The sequence below is a fragment of the Rahnella perminowiae genome (genome assembly GCF_019049695.1).
GTDB classification, from domain to species: domain Bacteria; phylum Pseudomonadota; class Gammaproteobacteria; order Enterobacterales; family Enterobacteriaceae; genus Rahnella; species Rahnella perminowiae.
This window is the reverse complement of the sequence record NZ_JAFMOT010000171.1, coordinates 18,962-34,197: the sequence shown is the minus strand read 5'-3', so window position 1 is coordinate 34,197 and position 15,236 is coordinate 18,962. Positions and strand designations below refer to the sequence as shown.

General features: G+C 53.6%; 15 protein-coding genes. 7 read left to right on the top strand and 8 right to left on the bottom strand.

The genetic code is table 11. The annotated features are described in order from the left end of the window. Window positions 1-96: 96 nt before the first annotated feature. Together xapA and tsgA are read left to right on the top strand one after the other, a co-directional pair. On the top strand, window positions 97-930 hold the full coding sequence (xapA, locus tag J1781_RS09885) for a xanthosine phosphorylase (protein WP_129952438.1): 834 nt from the start codon (window positions 97-99) through the stop codon (window positions 928-930). Window positions 931-939: 9 nt separating this feature from the next. Then, on the top strand, window positions 940-2,136 hold the full coding sequence (tsgA, locus tag J1781_RS09880) for an MFS transporter TsgA (RefSeq protein ID WP_129952437.1): 1,197 nt from the start codon (window positions 940-942) through the stop codon (window positions 2,134-2,136). A gap of 67 nt (window positions 2,137-2,203) precedes the next feature. Here tsgA and J1781_RS09875 read toward each other — a convergent pair whose 3' ends face one another. After that, window positions 2,204-2,437: a DeoR family transcriptional regulator gene (locus J1781_RS09875; protein ID WP_013574728.1), complete on the bottom strand. Its 234-nt coding sequence runs from the start codon at window positions 2,435-2,437 to the stop codon at window positions 2,204-2,206. Between the two features lie 245 nt (window positions 2,438-2,682). Between J1781_RS09875 and moeA the strand changes: the two genes are divergently transcribed. Both moeA and moeB read left to right on the top strand, forming a co-directional pair. After that, a complete protein-coding gene (gene moeA, locus J1781_RS09870) occupies window positions 2,683-3,924 on the top strand; it encodes a molybdopterin molybdotransferase MoeA (RefSeq protein ID WP_129952436.1) in 1,242 nt (413 codons plus the stop codon). 2 nt (window positions 3,925-3,926) lie between these two features. Beyond that, window positions 3,927-4,688, top strand: a complete 762-nt coding sequence (moeB, locus tag J1781_RS09865; protein ID WP_217233492.1) for a molybdopterin-synthase adenylyltransferase MoeB — start codon at window positions 3,927-3,929, stop codon at window positions 4,686-4,688. 269 nt (window positions 4,689-4,957) lie between these two features. On the opposite strand, the gene J1781_RS09860 is transcribed toward moeB, so the two are convergent. Both J1781_RS09860 and J1781_RS09855 read right to left on the bottom strand, forming a co-directional pair. Continuing rightward, a complete protein-coding gene (locus J1781_RS09860; RefSeq protein WP_129952434.1) occupies window positions 4,958-6,553 on the bottom strand; it encodes an ABC-F family ATPase in 1,596 nt (531 codons plus the stop codon). A gap of 185 nt (window positions 6,554-6,738) precedes the next feature. Further along, window positions 6,739-7,626: a nucleoside-specific channel-forming protein Tsx gene (locus J1781_RS09855; RefSeq protein ID WP_129952433.1), complete on the bottom strand. Its 888-nt coding sequence runs from the start codon at window positions 7,624-7,626 to the stop codon at window positions 6,739-6,741. Between the two features lie 350 nt (window positions 7,627-7,976). On the opposite strand from J1781_RS09855, the gene parS reads away from it, so the two are divergent. Together parS and J1781_RS09845 are read left to right on the top strand one after the other, a co-directional pair. Then, window positions 7,977-8,438, top strand: a complete 462-nt coding sequence (parS, locus tag J1781_RS09850) for an Xre family toxin-antitoxin system antitoxin (protein WP_129952432.1) — start codon at window positions 7,977-7,979, stop codon at window positions 8,436-8,438. After that, window positions 8,435-8,893 carry an RES family NAD+ phosphorylase gene (locus tag J1781_RS09845; RefSeq protein WP_217219389.1) on the top strand — a complete coding sequence of 153 codons (459 nt, stop codon included), beginning with the start codon at window positions 8,435-8,437 and terminating at the stop codon, window positions 8,891-8,893. The genes parS and J1781_RS09845 overlap by 4 nt, the downstream gene beginning before the upstream one ends. A gap of 27 nt (window positions 8,894-8,920) precedes the next feature. Here J1781_RS09845 and J1781_RS09840 read toward each other — a convergent pair whose 3' ends face one another. Continuing rightward, window positions 8,921-9,373, bottom strand: coding sequence for a DMT family transporter (locus tag J1781_RS09840; RefSeq protein WP_129952430.1), 453 nt, complete (start codon window positions 9,371-9,373; stop codon window positions 8,921-8,923). Window positions 9,374-9,376: 3 nt separating this feature from the next. After that, entirely contained in the window at window positions 9,377-9,811 is a 435-nt protein-coding gene (locus J1781_RS09835) for a DMT family transporter (RefSeq protein WP_217139064.1), read from the bottom strand. 101 nt (window positions 9,812-9,912) lie between these two features. Between J1781_RS09835 and J1781_RS09830 the strand changes: the two genes are divergently transcribed. Next, window positions 9,913-10,842, top strand: a complete 930-nt coding sequence (locus J1781_RS09830) for a LysR family transcriptional regulator (RefSeq protein WP_129991275.1) — start codon at window positions 9,913-9,915, stop codon at window positions 10,840-10,842. Between the two features lie 627 nt (window positions 10,843-11,469). Here the strand turns inward: J1781_RS09830 and J1781_RS09825 are convergent. The 3 genes from J1781_RS09825 to betB all read right to left on the bottom strand — a co-directional run bounded on the left by J1781_RS09825 (window position 11,470) and on the right by betB (window position 15,197). Further along, a complete protein-coding gene (locus J1781_RS09825; protein WP_129952428.1) occupies window positions 11,470-11,928 on the bottom strand; it encodes a GNAT family N-acetyltransferase in 459 nt (152 codons plus the stop codon). A 90-nt stretch (window positions 11,929-12,018) separates the two neighbouring features. Next, a complete protein-coding gene (betA, locus tag J1781_RS09820) occupies window positions 12,019-13,704 on the bottom strand; it encodes a choline dehydrogenase (protein ID WP_217233491.1) in 1,686 nt (561 codons plus the stop codon). 23 nt (window positions 13,705-13,727) lie between these two features. Continuing rightward, window positions 13,728-15,197, bottom strand: a complete 1,470-nt coding sequence (gene betB / locus J1781_RS09815) for a betaine-aldehyde dehydrogenase (protein ID WP_217233490.1) — start codon at window positions 15,195-15,197, stop codon at window positions 13,728-13,730. Between the last annotated feature and the right edge of the window lie 39 nt (window positions 15,198-15,236).

Genomic DNA, 15,236 nt, shown 5'->3' with positions numbered 1-15,236 from the left:
ATAAATCCGCATAAAGAACGGTATTAGACCGTAAACGCTGCTCACACTAGCATTGCCCGCATCCTCCCCCTACTGTGAAAAATGAGAGAAGTGATCATGCTCAATAACCATGCTTTTGACTGCGCCGCGATTATTCGCCAGCGCGCCCCTGATTTTATTCCGCAGGCCGCACTGATTTTAGGCTCCGGCCTCGGTACGTTGTGCGACGACATGAGCGACGCAGTGACCATTCCCTACAACGAACTGCCGGGATTTCCGCAAAGCAGTGTCGCCGGTCATGCCGGTGAACTGGTACTGGGTTATCTGGAAAATGTGCCGGTGATGTGCATGAAGGGTCGCGGCCATCTGTACGAAGGGCACGGTATGTCAGTGATGACCTGTGCGGTGCGCACTTTTAAACTGCTCGGCTGTGAATTTATGCTGGCCACCAACGCCGCCGGGTCGATGCGTAAAAGCGTCGCGCCGGGTCGGTTAGTTGCGCTGACCGACCATGTCAGTTTCATGCCCGAATCGCCGCTGACAGGCCCGAATGACGAGCGTTTTGGTCCGCGCTTTTTCAGTCTCGCCAACGCCTACGACAAAGATCTTCGCGCACAACTTCACACTGTTGCCGCAGGGCTGAACATTGAGGTCGCAGAAGGCGTATTCGCGGCCTATACCGGCCCGAATTTCGAAACCCCGGCGGAAATCCGCATGATGCAAATTTTAGGGTGCGACGTAGTGGGCATGTCCATCGTGCCGGAAGTGATTTCAGCCCGTCACTGCGGGCTGAAAGTGCTGGCGATTTCCGCCATGACCAATTTCGCCGAAGGGCTTTCTGATACACCGCTTTCCCACGAACAAACCTTACGTTGCGCCAGACTGGCCGTCGGAGATTTCACGCGACTGATCCGCGCCTTTTTCGCCCATCTTTCAGCCAGCGTAAAATAAGGAGCGGCTATGGAACAGGCATTCAACCGCCAGCGGATCAATATGATTTCCTGGCTAAGCTATTTCTTTACCGGCGCGCTGGTCTCCACACTCGGGATTGTTATCGGCCCCGTTTCGCAGGCCTTTGGCAAAGATCCGGGATTTATCGGCCAGATGTTTACGCTGATGAATATCGGTCTGTTCCTGCCGATCATGGTCAGCGGCGTGCTGATGCGTAAATTCAATCCGGGCAAACAGCTGATCACCGGTTCAGCCGTTTCCGTGCTGGCCTGCATTGCGCTTTTCCTGATGCCCACCATCACGATGTTTGGTATCGGCGTGTTCCTGATTGGCGCGTCGTCGGGGATCATGATGTCCATCGGCAGTTATCTGGTGGTACGTATTAATGAAGATCCGAAAAAACGCTCGGCGAATTTAATCCTCACCGATTTCTTTTTCGCTCTGGCGGGTGTGGTGCTGTCGCTGCTGCTGGGCTATCTGTTCCAGCATGGCGCAAGCTGGCTGGCGATGTATGGCGTAATGGCGGTGCTGAGTCTGGCGATGATTGTGCTGTGCGTCGGGCAGACCTTCCCGTCGATTCCGCAGGCCGCACAAACCACGATGGCAACTGAAACTGAGGTGACGCGCTGGGGGATGTCGGTCTGGGTGCTGTGTTTTGCACTGTTTGCCTTCCTGCTGGCCGAGCCGATTTTTACCATGTGGCTGCCGAGCTGGCTGAAAGCGCATTTCGGCATGGCGGCGGATCGGGCCGCATTTTATATCACGACGTACTGGACGGTGAAATCCATCGGCCTGTTTGTGAATCAGTTCACTGTCCGCTTCGTTAAGCTGCGCACCTATCTGCTGCTTTCCGCGTTTGTCGGGCTGATGTGCCTGGCGGTTGCCGCTAACAGCGCGGACCCGATGTTGATCCTTGTTTGTGCCGGTTTGTTCGGTTTCTGCAATTCGGGGCTGTTCTCGGGCATCATGAGTTATGGCAGCTTGCAAGTCAGTAATTCTCCGCCGACGCTGACCTCTGCCTTGCTTACCCTCGGCACCCTTGGCACGCTAATTTTTTCCACACTCTCGTCGCTGGTATACAGCCGGTACGGTCTGTTCTGGGCGCTCAATAGCGCGACTGTGGCTTACGTTTTCCTGCTGCTGGCGCTGATTTTCGCCGCAGTAAACAGCAAAGCGGAAGCCCTGGAACAACAGCCTGCACGCTGAACGCGGTATCGTGCATATAAAAAAAGGAAGGCTTAAAAGCCTTCCTTTTCCCTCTTCGTTGCTGCGTTTATAGCTGCGGGCAACGTTGCAAACTGTTTAGCCAGGATGTTTCAGGCTGAGCGGCCAGACGACGCGCGCGTCCGTGGCGACGTAAAATCAATCCTTTGTCCTGCATTTCACTCAGATCGCGTCTGATCGTTTCGAGACTTACATCCAGCGATTGTGCCAGTTCGCTTACCTGTAGTACTTCATGTTGTTCAACCAACTGAAGGATGGCCTGATGGCGATTTTTTTTAAGCACCGGTTATTCCTGTTTATATGACAGTTGTGTGACTTAAATCACAAATAACGGTAACTATCATACCCGCGTTACATTGTTAATTTTGGGATCGATCTCAATTATTCAGGAATCTCCGTCGAATTTTTACGCCCTTAGCGATTTTTGGTTCGCTGCGTTTCTCTGTCATACTGTGCGTATGCTTCATTTCCCTGCCCGGCTCTGGTGAAATTATCTGCACAACCGGGACGAATTACTGAGGATTTTTCATGGAATTCAATACTGCCGGTCTGATCTCGCTCGACGAAGCGCTGGATAAAATGCGTGCCTGTGTATCGCCTAAAATAATTCAGGATGCCGAATCCCTCCCGCTCGCCGGCGCGGCTGGCCGCATTACCGCCACCCCGGTGCTTTCGCCGGTTTTCGTCCCACCTTTTGATAACTCAGCCATGGACGGCTATGCCGTGCGCTGCGCAGATTTACAGGATGGTGCGGTTTTCCCGGTCGCGGGCAAAGCCTTTGCGGGTGCGCCTTTTCATGGCGAATGGCCAGCCGGAAGTTGTATCCGTATCATGACAGGTGCGCCGGTGCCTGCGGGCGCTGACGCCGTGATCATGCAGGAGCAGACCGACGTTTCGGATGCCGGTGTACGTTTCACGGCTGAAATCACCCGGGGCCAGAATATCCGTCTGACCGGTGATGACATAAAACGGGGCGACAGCGTGCTGCCTGCCGGTGTCCGACTGGGTGCGGCAGAATTGCCACTGCTGGCTTCTCTGGGCGTCACCGATGTGAATGTCTGGAAGCCGCTGAAAGTCGCCGTATTTTCGACTGGCGATGAACTGCAGCCGGTGGGGACGCCTTTGCAGGAGGGGCAGATTTACGATACCAACCGTTTCGCTGTACGCCTGATGCTGGAACAACTGGGCTGCACCGTGCTGGATTTAGGTATTATTCGCGACAATCCGCAGGCGCTGCGTAAAGCTTTTGAAGAAGCCAATGCTTTTGCGGATCTGGTGATTTCCAGCGGCGGCGTGTCGGTCGGTGAAGCCGATTACACCAGGCAAATTCTGGATGAACTGGGTGAAATCGGTTTCTGGAAACTTGCCATGAAACCGGGCAAACCTTTTGCTTTCGGCAAACTGAAAAACAGCTGGTTCTGCGGTTTGCCGGGGAATCCGGTGTCGGCCGCACTGACGTTTTATCAACTGGTTCAGCCCTTTATTGCGCAGTTATCCGGCCATACGGCCTGGAAGTTCCCGCCACGGCTGAAGGCAATAGCGGTGACGCCACTGAAAAAATCCCCCGGACGTCTCGATTTTCAGCGCGGTATATTCAGCACCAGCGCCGGGGGGCAACTGGAAGTACTTACCACCGGCCATCAGGGGTCGCATGTATTCAGTTCATTCAGTCAGGCCAATTGTTTTATCGTGCTTGAACGTGGGCGCGGCAACGTAGCAGCGGGCGAATCCGTTGAAATCGAACCGTTTAACGCCCTGCTGCGGAGCTGAACATGTCTCAATTGCCGGAACTGACGGACGCCGAAACCCTGCGTTATAACCGCCAGATCGTACTGAAAGGGTTTGATTTCGACGGTCAGGAACAACTGAAATCCAGCCACGCACTGATTGTTGGTCTGGGCGGTTTAGGCTGCGCCGCCGCTCAGTATCTGGCTGCCGCAGGTACCGGCACGTTAACATTGCTGGATTATGACACCGTCTCGCTGTCAAACCTGCAACGCCAGACGCTGCATACTGATGCCCGGATCGGTATATCGAAAGTAGAATCTGCCGCTATAGCGCTGGCGGCAATCAATCCGCATATCGTTATCCATCAGATTAATGCACAGGCCAGCGACGACAGGCTGCGTGAAGTGATTGCTACCTGTGACGTGGTGGTCGACTGCACCGACAACGTCACCACCCGGAATCAGCTGAACGGTGAATGTTTCGCGCAGAAAAAACCGCTGGTTTCCGGCGCTGCCATCCGCATGGAAGGCCAGCTCAGCGTATTTACTTATCAGCCACATGAACCTTGTTATCAATGCCTGAGCCGGTTATTCGGTGAAAATGCGCTGACCTGCGTGGAAGCCGGGGTTATGTCCCCTCTGGTCGGCACCATCGGCAGTTTACAGGCGATGGAAACCATCAAACTGCTGACGAAATTCGGCGAAACGCCGCGCGGCAAACTGCTGATGTATGACGCCATGACGTTGCAGTTCCGCGAAATGAAACTGATGAAAGACCCGCATTGCGAAGTATGTGGGGGTTTTTGAATCAGTAAATTCAGACACAAAAAAACCGCCTTTATCGGCGGTTTTCTATTTTTTATGACACCCAAAACAATTCGCAAAATCATTCGCGTTGTATCAAGGCGGCAACTGCACGAATCCCCGGGAGCTTACATCGGTAAGTGACCGGGGTGAGTGACCAATCTGCCAGGAGCAGATTGGAACGCTGCTTGCAGCGGCTCCTTCAGGAGCGAGGCCCATGGATGGGCCGAGTAACGCAGCCAACGCCGAGACAACGCGAAGGATGCAGCGAATTAACTATTGATGCCCTGACTACGCAGGTAGTCTTCATAATTACCGGAGAAGTCGATCACACGCGTCGGGGTCATTTCCAGAATACGGGTTGCCAGAGAGCTGACGAATTCACGGTCATGAGAAACGAAGATTAGCGTGCCTTCGTACATTTCCAGTGCCATGTTCAGCGACTCGATGGATTCCATATCAAGGTGGTTGGTTGGTTCATCCATAATCAGAATGTTAGGGCGTTGCATCATCAGTTTCCCGAATAACATACGACCTTTTTCACCACCGGAAAGCACTTTCACTTTCTTCTTGATATCGTCCTGACCAAACAGCAGACGGCCTAACACACCGCGTACGGCCTGCTCGTCGTCTTTCTCGGATTTCCACTGGCTCATCCAGTCGAAGACGTTCAGGGTTTCGTCGAATTCATATTCGTGATCCTGCGCGTAATAGCCGATCTTGGCATTTTCAGACCATTTTACTGAACCACTTTCCGGCTCATGCTCACCGACCAGCGTTTTCAGCAGGGTGGATTTACCGATGCCGTTGGCACCCAGAATCGCGACTTTTTCGCCCACTTCCAGCATCAGGCCGAGATTTTTAAACAGCGGACCGTTGTCAAAACCTTTGGTGATTTTTTCCACTTCCAGCGCATTACGGAACAATTTCTTGTCCTGTTCAAAACGCATGTAAGGGTTCTGACGGCTGGATGCTTTGATTTCATCAAGCTGAATTTTATCAATCTGACGGGCACGGGAAGTCGCCTGTTTAGATTTTGAGGCGTTCGCGCTGAAGCGGCTGACGAACGATTGCAGTTCTGCAATCTGCGCTTTCTTCTTGGCGTTATTGGCACTGAGAAGTTCACGGGCCTGCGTTGCCGCCGTCATGTATTCATCGTAGTTGCCCGGATAAACACGCAGTTCGCCGTAATCCAGATCCGCCATGTGCGTACACACCATGTTCAGGAAGTGACGGTCATGCGAAATGATGATCATGGTGCTGTTACGTTCGTTCAGCACCTGCTCCAGCCAGCGAATGGTATCGATGTCCAGGTTGTTCGTCGGTTCGTCGAGCAGCAGGATTTCCGGGTCGGAGAACAGCGCCTGCGCCAGCAAAACACGCAGTTTAAAGCCCGGTGCGATTTCGCTCATCGGGCCATAATGTTGTTCGACAGGAATGCCCACACCCAGCAACAATTCACCCGCACGGGATTCTGCGCTGTAGCCGTCCATTTCACCGTAAGCGACTTCCAGATCAGCCACTTTGTAGCCGTCTTCTTCACTCATTTCCGCCATTGCGTAAATACGGTCGCGCTCTTCCTTCACTTCCCACAATTCAGTGTGGCCCATGATAACGGTGTCCAGCACGCTGAACTGTTCGAAGGCGAACTGATCCTGGCGCAATTTACCCAGACGCTCGTTCGGGTCCAGCACGACATTACCGCCAGAAGGCACTAAGTCGCCACCGAGGATCTTCATGAAAGTGGACTTGCCACAACCGTTCGCGCCAATCAGGCCATAACGGTTACCGCCGCCAAATTTCACGTTAATGTTTTCAAATAACGGCTTGCTGCCGAATTGCATGGTGATGTTGTAAGTACTTAGCACAACGCTCGCTCTTAATTGGGAAATGTGATTTGGCGCGCATTATGCCACAACGGCGCGTCAGGATCGCCTGTAGTTGTGGTCATTTTTCACTCAATAGCTAAAAAAATGCCTGACAGGGGACTTTTCAGAAAGCAACAAAAGCAAAAACCCGACCTAAGCCGGGTTTTCCAGAACAACGGTTGAAATCAGAAGTTGTAGCCGATTACACCGTAGTAACCCCAGCCGGTGGACTTCACATCGAAGTTACCGTTACCGAAGTTCAGCTCAGCGCCGTCAGCCCACTGGCCGCCGTTATGGAAGTAACGCGCCACAAACGAGTAATGCCAATGTGTGTAGTTCAGCGACAGGATATGGCTGGAGGCGATAGAGTTGTTAGAACGCGCTTTATTGCCGTTCAGATCACGGAAATCGTCATCGCCCAGTGAGGAACCCCAGTCAAAGTTGGTGAACCCGATATAGCTCAGGTTGCCGCCCCATAATTGCGTCAGAGGAACGAAGTATTTCACTTTGAAACGGTAACCGTCCCAGCTGTTTTCATTCGCCGCGCCGTAGTTTTCCCACTGATATTTCGCATACACGTTCAGGGACAGGCTCATCGGCAGACCGGTGTCGATGTCGGTGCCCAGACCCATGTACCAGGTATTCTGACGGTTATCGCTGTCCGGCCCCATATCGTAGATATAGTTGTTGGCGAAATACCATTCTTTGAACGGACCGAAACTCAGATCAGTACCGGTCAGTTTATCGATAGAAAAACGAGGTTCAATTTCCATAAACAGCGGAGAACCGTTTTTATCCCAGATACCGGTATCATTGCCGTTACCGGCGCCGAAGGTTTTAGGAATATCGATATAGCCGTAGAAATCAAACCAGTCTTTGTGTGCAAACGCTTCATATTCAAGGTAAACATCGTTACGCAGCGTAGGCCCGAAACGGGTATCGGCGCTACCTACAACGTTGACACTCTGGTGCCACCAGTCAGAAACAAATTCGCCCTTGCTATCATCAGCGAGCACGGTCGCGCTGTAGGACAAAGCCATCAAAGCGCCTGCTGCAATAATTGTATTTTTCATATTTTTACCAGAAGCGGGGGGTGGAACAACGCCTTGCCACCTTCAGGCGTTGCATAAAACAAACCCTAAAACTGTGATCCGCAACCGATTGCTGCACATAGTGCAAAAAACCTGCAATTTCCAGTTACTTCCTACAAGAGTCGACTTTTCTTAGCTAATAAATAGATTTGGTCAAGGTTTGTCAATTTCTGTTTCATTCCGATACATCTCCAATGTGATATCGATCACAATAATGTTTCAGCATAATTTTATTTCTACGGTCTGATGCAGAAAATCACTGTTGATAAAATGACCATACCGTTATTTGTCATGCTATAATTACGACAAATAACGGTATGGAGGTATACATCATGAATTCAAAAATTACCGGGCTGTCTTCCGGCTCTGTGCAAGATTCTGCAACGCCGCTTTGGCAATCTGCGGGCCTGCCCGCAAGCAGCGGAATCAGTTTGATAAATGCCATACAAAAAGGATTTCCGGTTGATAGTATCAGCCGTCTTAATACTGAGCTGGGATGGCCAAAAATGGTGTTACTGGAAATCATGGGCATTAATGAACGCAACTATGCGCGGCGTAAAGCCGGGAACGGCTTGCTGAAAAGTGAAGAGAGTGAACGGGTGGCACGGCTGGTGCGCATCGTGGATGCCGCCACTGATTTGTTCGAAGGTGATCGTGTCTCGGCGCTCGAATGGTTCACCCGCCCTGCTCCGGCACTCGATGGTTCACGTCCGCTGGAACTGCTGTCTTCTGAAGCTGGCGCGGTAGAAGTCAGCCGCCTGATTGGTCGTCTCCAGCACGGTGTTTTCAGTTGAAGCTGTTTCGTATCGTGCAGACCCGTCATCTGGCCACAGCCTGGTCGGGAGCCGGTGCGCAACTTTATGGCGGCCGCTGGAATCCGCCGGGCAGACCGGTAGTCTATGTCACCACCAGCATCTCGCTGGCGATTCTGGAAATTCTGGTGCATGTGCAAAACAGTATGCTGATGCGCGCCTATACTTTACTGAGTATTGAAGTACCGGAGGAATTGCTTGATACGCTTGAAGTTTCAGAGCTGCCCGCCGACTGGCGCAGTGCATCAGCACCTGACAGCACACAACGTCAGGGTGATGACTGGCTGGAGGAAGGTGAGTATGTCGGGCTGAAAGTGCCGTCAGTGATTGTGCCGTCAGAATACAACGTATTACTTAATCCGCTGCACCCGACGTTTGGGGATTTGCTGAGTTCTGTCGAACGCGAACCGATGATGTTTGACCCGCGCCTTCAGTAAAGCACGGGCCCGCTCCCGGTCAGAAGATCACTGTGCTTTCCGGTTGCTGCGATAAATCAGTGCCAGCGCGATGACAAGACAGGGAATAGCCGCCACCCGGTGCCATGACAGCGCGATCTGCGGGTTATCCAGCCAGCCGAAATTATCAATAAGCATGCCCATCGACAGCTGACCGAGAATAACCGCGACCGTTGCCGCCGCCGTCCCGACCCGGGGTACCGCAGTCACCATCACAATAATGTAAGGCACGCCAAATAATGCGCCCGCGAGTTGCCACTTCGGCACGGTGAGCAAGGTTTCCGGTTGCGGTGTTTGCAAAAACAGCACCAGTACCGCGGTAATGGCAGCTCCGACGCTGAACGTCAGGAATGCACTTTTCAGCACCCCCACCTTCTCGCCTAACTGTCCGTTCACTGCCGCCTGCATACTCAGCGCGGCCCCCGCCACAATGGCCAGAATGATCATAATCAGTTCAGTCATGGTTCAGTCCCAGGCAATCAAAACAAGTGCTGCAACGATAAACAGCAGTGCCAGCAGGCGCTCACCGCCGACTTTCTTATGTGGCGTACCAAACCAGCCGTAATGGTCGATCAGCACACTTTTCGCCACCTGCCCTGACAAAATCGCGATCATGGTCATGCCGATACCAATAACCGGTGTCGCGAGCGTCAGTACTACCACATAGACCGGCCCGAGCACGCCACCCAATAACTTCCAGCCCGGTTGCGTACTGAACGACGGCGCATTACGCGGGCTGAAAAACAGCACCAGCAGCCCGGTCAGCACCGCACCCACGCCAAAAATACTCAGTGTGGCCCATAAATGCCCCACTTCTGTACCCAGCGGGCCTATCAGCCCGGCCTCCAGTGAAAGCCCCATCCCCGCCAGGATGACCAGCGGAATTAACATCAGATTCATCATTGTCCTGCTTTTAGTTTTTTCGAAACGGCAACTATAACGTGGCACAACTATGCGAAAAACAGCACAATCAGGAAAATAGTTTTGCGGAAAATGCACAGATGAACGGTTTTAATCAGATCAACATCCAGTCTTTACGCCTGTATATCGCAGTACTCGACCAGGGGAATTTCTCAGAAGTGGCGCGGCGTGAGGCGATGTCGCCGTCAACCGTATCGCGGGTGATTTCCCAGCTGGAACAGGCATTACAAACACAACTGCTGTATCGCAATACGCGCGCCGTCAGCCCGACTGAATCCGGCAAACTGCTGGCCGGCCATGCGCGGCAGGTGCTGGCGCAGTTAGATCTGGCGGCTCTGGATTTGCAGGAACAGGACAGTGAACCCGGCGGACTGGTACGCATCAATGCACCGGTAGTGTTCGGTCAGCGACATCTTGCGCCGTGGTTGCATGAGCTGAGTACCCGTTATCCGCGTCTGAATATTGAGCTGATGCAAACCGACGATTTTGTCGATCCGTTGCAGGACAGCGTTGACTTGCTCATCCGTATCGGCGTGATGGCGGATTCCACTCTGCAGGCACGCACGCTCGGCCATCAGACTTTCCGTCTTGCCGCCAGCCCTGCGTATCTTGCCCGTGCAGGAACGCCCGGATCGCCGGAAGATTTGGCCGGTCACAGTTGTCTGGTGTTCAAGGGATTTGCCGGTTCGCAGCGCTGGTACTTCCGTCAGCCGGATCAGGAATGGCACTCGCTGCATCTGGGGGGATTACTGACCAGCAATAACGCAGAAACGCTGACGCAGGCGGCTATCGACGGCATGGGGCTGGTGGTCTTTCCCACCTGGCTGATTGGCGATGCCCTGCGCGACGGACGGCTGGTCAGCGTGCTGGAAAGTTATCAGGTATCGACCTCGCCGGAACCGCAGACAATATCAGCACTGTATCCGAACAGCCGCCGCCCCTCGATCAAAGTCCGCGCGGTGATTGATTTTCTGGTGGAGAAATTTGGCAGTCCGGCGTACTGGGAGTGAGGCGTTGCACTAAAGCTTTTTTAAAGACAGATCGAGAATATTTCGGTTTTTCAAGTACTGCGATCACCTGACCCGCCGCGCCGAAACCGACCAGAGGGGAAAAGCTTTTCCCCTCTGAACTCCCCTCGCTTTTCTCAACACGCGCTCCGCTCGCTGGCTATGTTTCAGGTATCACCGCGACAGGCTGGAAATCTTGCCGCTGCGCGGTTTCCTCACTCGGTCCTGAAGCCTTTGGTCTTCAGGCCGCTCCGTTCGGCAAGATTTCTAAACCGCCCGCAGGATCTTAAATTCAAAACCAATCGGTTTTTCAAATCAAATATGGTGAGGTTGTGAAGTTGAAGCCTGAGGCCGGTTCCAAAATCACGCCGCAGGAGAGGTGAAAAACCGCGCGTCTTTATGCGCGGGTTGTAACCCGAACGGAGGGAACCACGCAGCGGCGGGATTTTGCGGCTATCGCTGTGGTTGATGAAACATAGTCAGCGAGCGGCAGCGCGCAGTTTAAGAGCCAGGGATTCTTAAGGGTGGCGGCGATAAGCCACCCTTAAGGCCAGTGTGGGTGGCAACCCACGGTTTTGACTTTGAAGTTGAAGTTGAAGTTGAAGTTGAAGTTGAAGTTGAAGTTGAAGATTAAATCCTCAACTCCATCCCCACATGCGGAATCCCATCTTCATCGTAAATTTCGGTATACGCCACAAACCCCAGTCTGCCGTAGAAGCCCTGTAAATGCGCCTGAGCGGAAATCGCGACGCGCTCACCCGGCCAGTGTTTCTGGCAGGCAGCCAGTGCCTGTTCCATCAGCTGATGGCCCAGTTTCAGGCCACGGGCGGAAGGCGCGACAATCACCCGGCCGATAGCCACGTCTTCCGCATGACGTAAAATTCGTGCATAGGCGGCAGGTTTTCCCTCCAGCCAGGCGACGATATGACGGTTTTCTCCGGTCAGATCCTGCCCGTCGATATCCTGATAAATACAGGTTTGTTCCACCACAAACACTTCGCTTCGCAGTGCCAGAATGGCGTAAAGCTGCGCCGCGCTCAGTTCGCTGTGATGGTAATCCTGCCAGTGAAGTGATGATAATCCGCTCATCAATGAATGCCCTGCCTGTTTTCTGAAAGCCAAAAAAAAGAGATATTCCTGAGAATATCTCTTTTTAACACCGGTTTTACAGCTAATTGATCAGGCAGATTTTTTTAGCGGCTGGGTACGGACCGGGGCATCGCCTGCGGTGTAATACTGCGCAGTACTGCGGGGTAATGGCTGACGGCCACGAATTTTATCGGCAATCTTTTCGGCAATCATGATCGTCGTCGCATTCAGATTACCGGTAATGATCTGCGGCATGATAGAAGCGTCAACGACGCGCAGCGCCTGCAATCCGTGAACACGCCCTTCTCCGTCGACCACGGCCATCTCATCAGTGCCCATTTTACACGAGCATGACGGATGGAACGCGGTTTCCGCATGCTCACGGATAAAGGCATCCAGCTCTTCGTCAGTCTGCACATTTTCGCCCGGGCTGATCTCGCGACCACGATAAGGATCCAGCGCCGGTTGATTCATGATTTCACGTGTGATGCGGATAGCATCACGGAATTCCTGCCAGTCCTGCTCCGTCGCCATGTAATTAAACAAAATGCTCGGATGCTGGCGCGGATCTTTCGATTTCACCTGAACGCGGCCACGACTTGGGGAACGCATTGAACCGACATGCGCCTGGAAACCATGCTCTTTTACTGCGTTACTGCCGTTGTAATTAATCGCCACCGGCAGGAAGTGATACTGAATATTCGGCCAGGCAAATTCTTCACGGCTGCGGATAAAACCGCCCGCTTCAAACTGATTGCTGGCACCGGTGCCGGTGCCTTTAAACAGCCATTCAGCACCAATCGCCGGCTGGTTATGCATCTGTAATGCCGGATACAAAGAGACCGGCTGCGTACAGCTGTATTGCAGGTACATTTCCAGATGATCCTGCAAATTCTCGCCGACGCCCGGCAGGTTGTGTACCAGCGGGATATTCAGACGGTTTAGCAGTTCAGCCGCACCCACACCGGAACGTTGCAGAATTTGCGGAGAGGCAATCGCGCCGCTGCACAGCAACACTTCGCGTTTCGCCTTCGCTGTTTTGGCGTTGTATTCGTCACCGTGGAAATAGCTGACACCTACCGCACGCTTGCCGTCGAACAGGATCCTGTCGGTCAGCGCGTGGGTTATGATAGTCAGATTGGCGCGCGGTTTGGCCTGATCCAGATAGCCACGGGCCGTACTCGCACGGCGGCCTTTTGGCGTTACGGTTCTGTCCATCGGGCCAAAACCTTCCTGTTTGAACCCATTCAGATCATCCGTGCGCGAATATCCCGCCTGCACACCGGCTTCTATCATCGCGCCAAACAGCGGATTATTGCCGTTTTTAGGTGTCGCCACACTCACCGGCCCTTCGCCACCGTGGAAGTCATTCGGGCCGATATCGCGGGTTTCTGCTTTACGGAAATACGGCAGACAGTCCAGATAGCTCCAGTCTTCCAGACCCGGTGCTTTCGCCCAGTTATCGAAATCCATTGCGTTACCGCGGATGTAACACATGCCGTTAATCAGCGACGAACCGCCCAGACCTTTACCGCGCCCGCATTCCATGCGGCGGTGATTCATATGCGGTTCCGGGTCGGTTTCATACGCCCAGTTGTAACGGCGTCCCTGTAACGGAAACGCCAGCGCCGCAGGCATTTGCGTGCGAAAATCCAGACGATAATCCGGGCCGCCCGCTTCCAGCAGCAAAACGGTCACATTGCTGTCTTCCGTCAGACGGGTAGCAAGTACGTTGCCGGCAGAACCCGCACCGATGATGATGTAATCGTAATCCATTGAATCTCCTCTGTTGCAGCGGATCAAAATACTGAGCTGAATTCGCCCAGTTCGACCTGCACGGATTTGATTTGGGTGTAATGCTCAAGCGTGGTGAGGCCGTTTTCACGCCCGACACCGGAATGTTTGTAGCCACCGACCGGCATTTCTGCGGCGGATTCGCCCCAGGTGTTCACCCAGCAGATCCCGGCTTCAAGTTTATGAATCGCGCGATGAGCACGGTTGAGATCCTGCGTCACCAGCCCGGCGGCCAGGCCATAGTCAGTATCATTGGCACGGCGGATCACTTCTTCTTCACTTTCATAGGTCAGAATGCTCATTACCGGCCCGAAAATTTCTTCCCGGACGATCAGCATGTCATCACGACAGTCGGTAAATACTGTCGGCGCGACGTAGGCGCCTTTGGCGTATTCGCCGGTAGTGATGCGCTCACCTCCTGTCAGTAAAGTCGCCCCTTCACGCTTGCCGCTTTCGATGTAACGCAGCACTGATTCCATATGCGTGAAACTGACCAGCGGGCCGAAGTTGACGTTTTCATCGGTCGGATCGCCTGAGCGGATACGTTTCACCCGCTCCAGTACTTTGGCTTCGAACGCTTTATGCAATGCGGCGGGTACAAACACCCGGGTACCGTTGGTGCATACCTGACCGGAGCTGTAAAAATTCGCCATCATGGCAATGTCGGCGGCTTTATCGAGATCCGCATCATCAAAGATGATCAACGGCGATTTACCGCCCAGTTCCATGGTTACTTCTTTCAGTGTGGAAGCCGAGGCGCTGGCCATCACTTTCTTGCCGGTTTTAATGCCGCCGGTGAACGAGACTTTGGCAATATCCGGATGCTCCGTTAACGCCTGGCCGACACTGGCTGCACCCGTCACCACACTGAACACACCATCCGGCACACCGGCTTCGGTGTAGATTTCAGCCAGTTTCAGGGCCGTCAGTGACGTGTTTTCACTCGGTTTGAACACCATCGCGTTACCGGCTGCCAGCGCAGGGGCAGATTTCCACAAGGCAATCTGAATCGGGTAGTTCCATGCACCGATACCGGCGACCACGCCCAGCGGCTCGCGGCGGGTATAGACGAATGACGAATCACGCAGCGGAATTTGCTGCCCCTCAATTGCCGGAATTAACCCGGCGTAATACTCCAGCACATCCGCACCGGTGACGATATCCACGGCCAGTGTTTCAGAAAGCGGCTTACCGGTGTCGGCTGTTTCAATGGCCGCCAGTTCGTCGTTGCGCTCGCGCAGAATATCCACGGCGCGGCGCAGAATACGGGCGCGGCTCATGGCAGTCATCGCAGCCCAGACTTTCTGGCCTTTCTGCGCGGATCTCACGGCCAGATCGACATCCGCGTGCGTGGCGGATTGCACGGTCGCAATCACTTCGCCGTTGGCCGGATTGACTGCGTCGAAGGTTTCATCCCCGGTGCTGTCCTGAAAACGCCCGTCGATATAAAGTTTTTGCTTGCCGTAGCGGGACATATATCTCTCCTCGGTCTGTGCGGTCTGAAATTTTTCAGC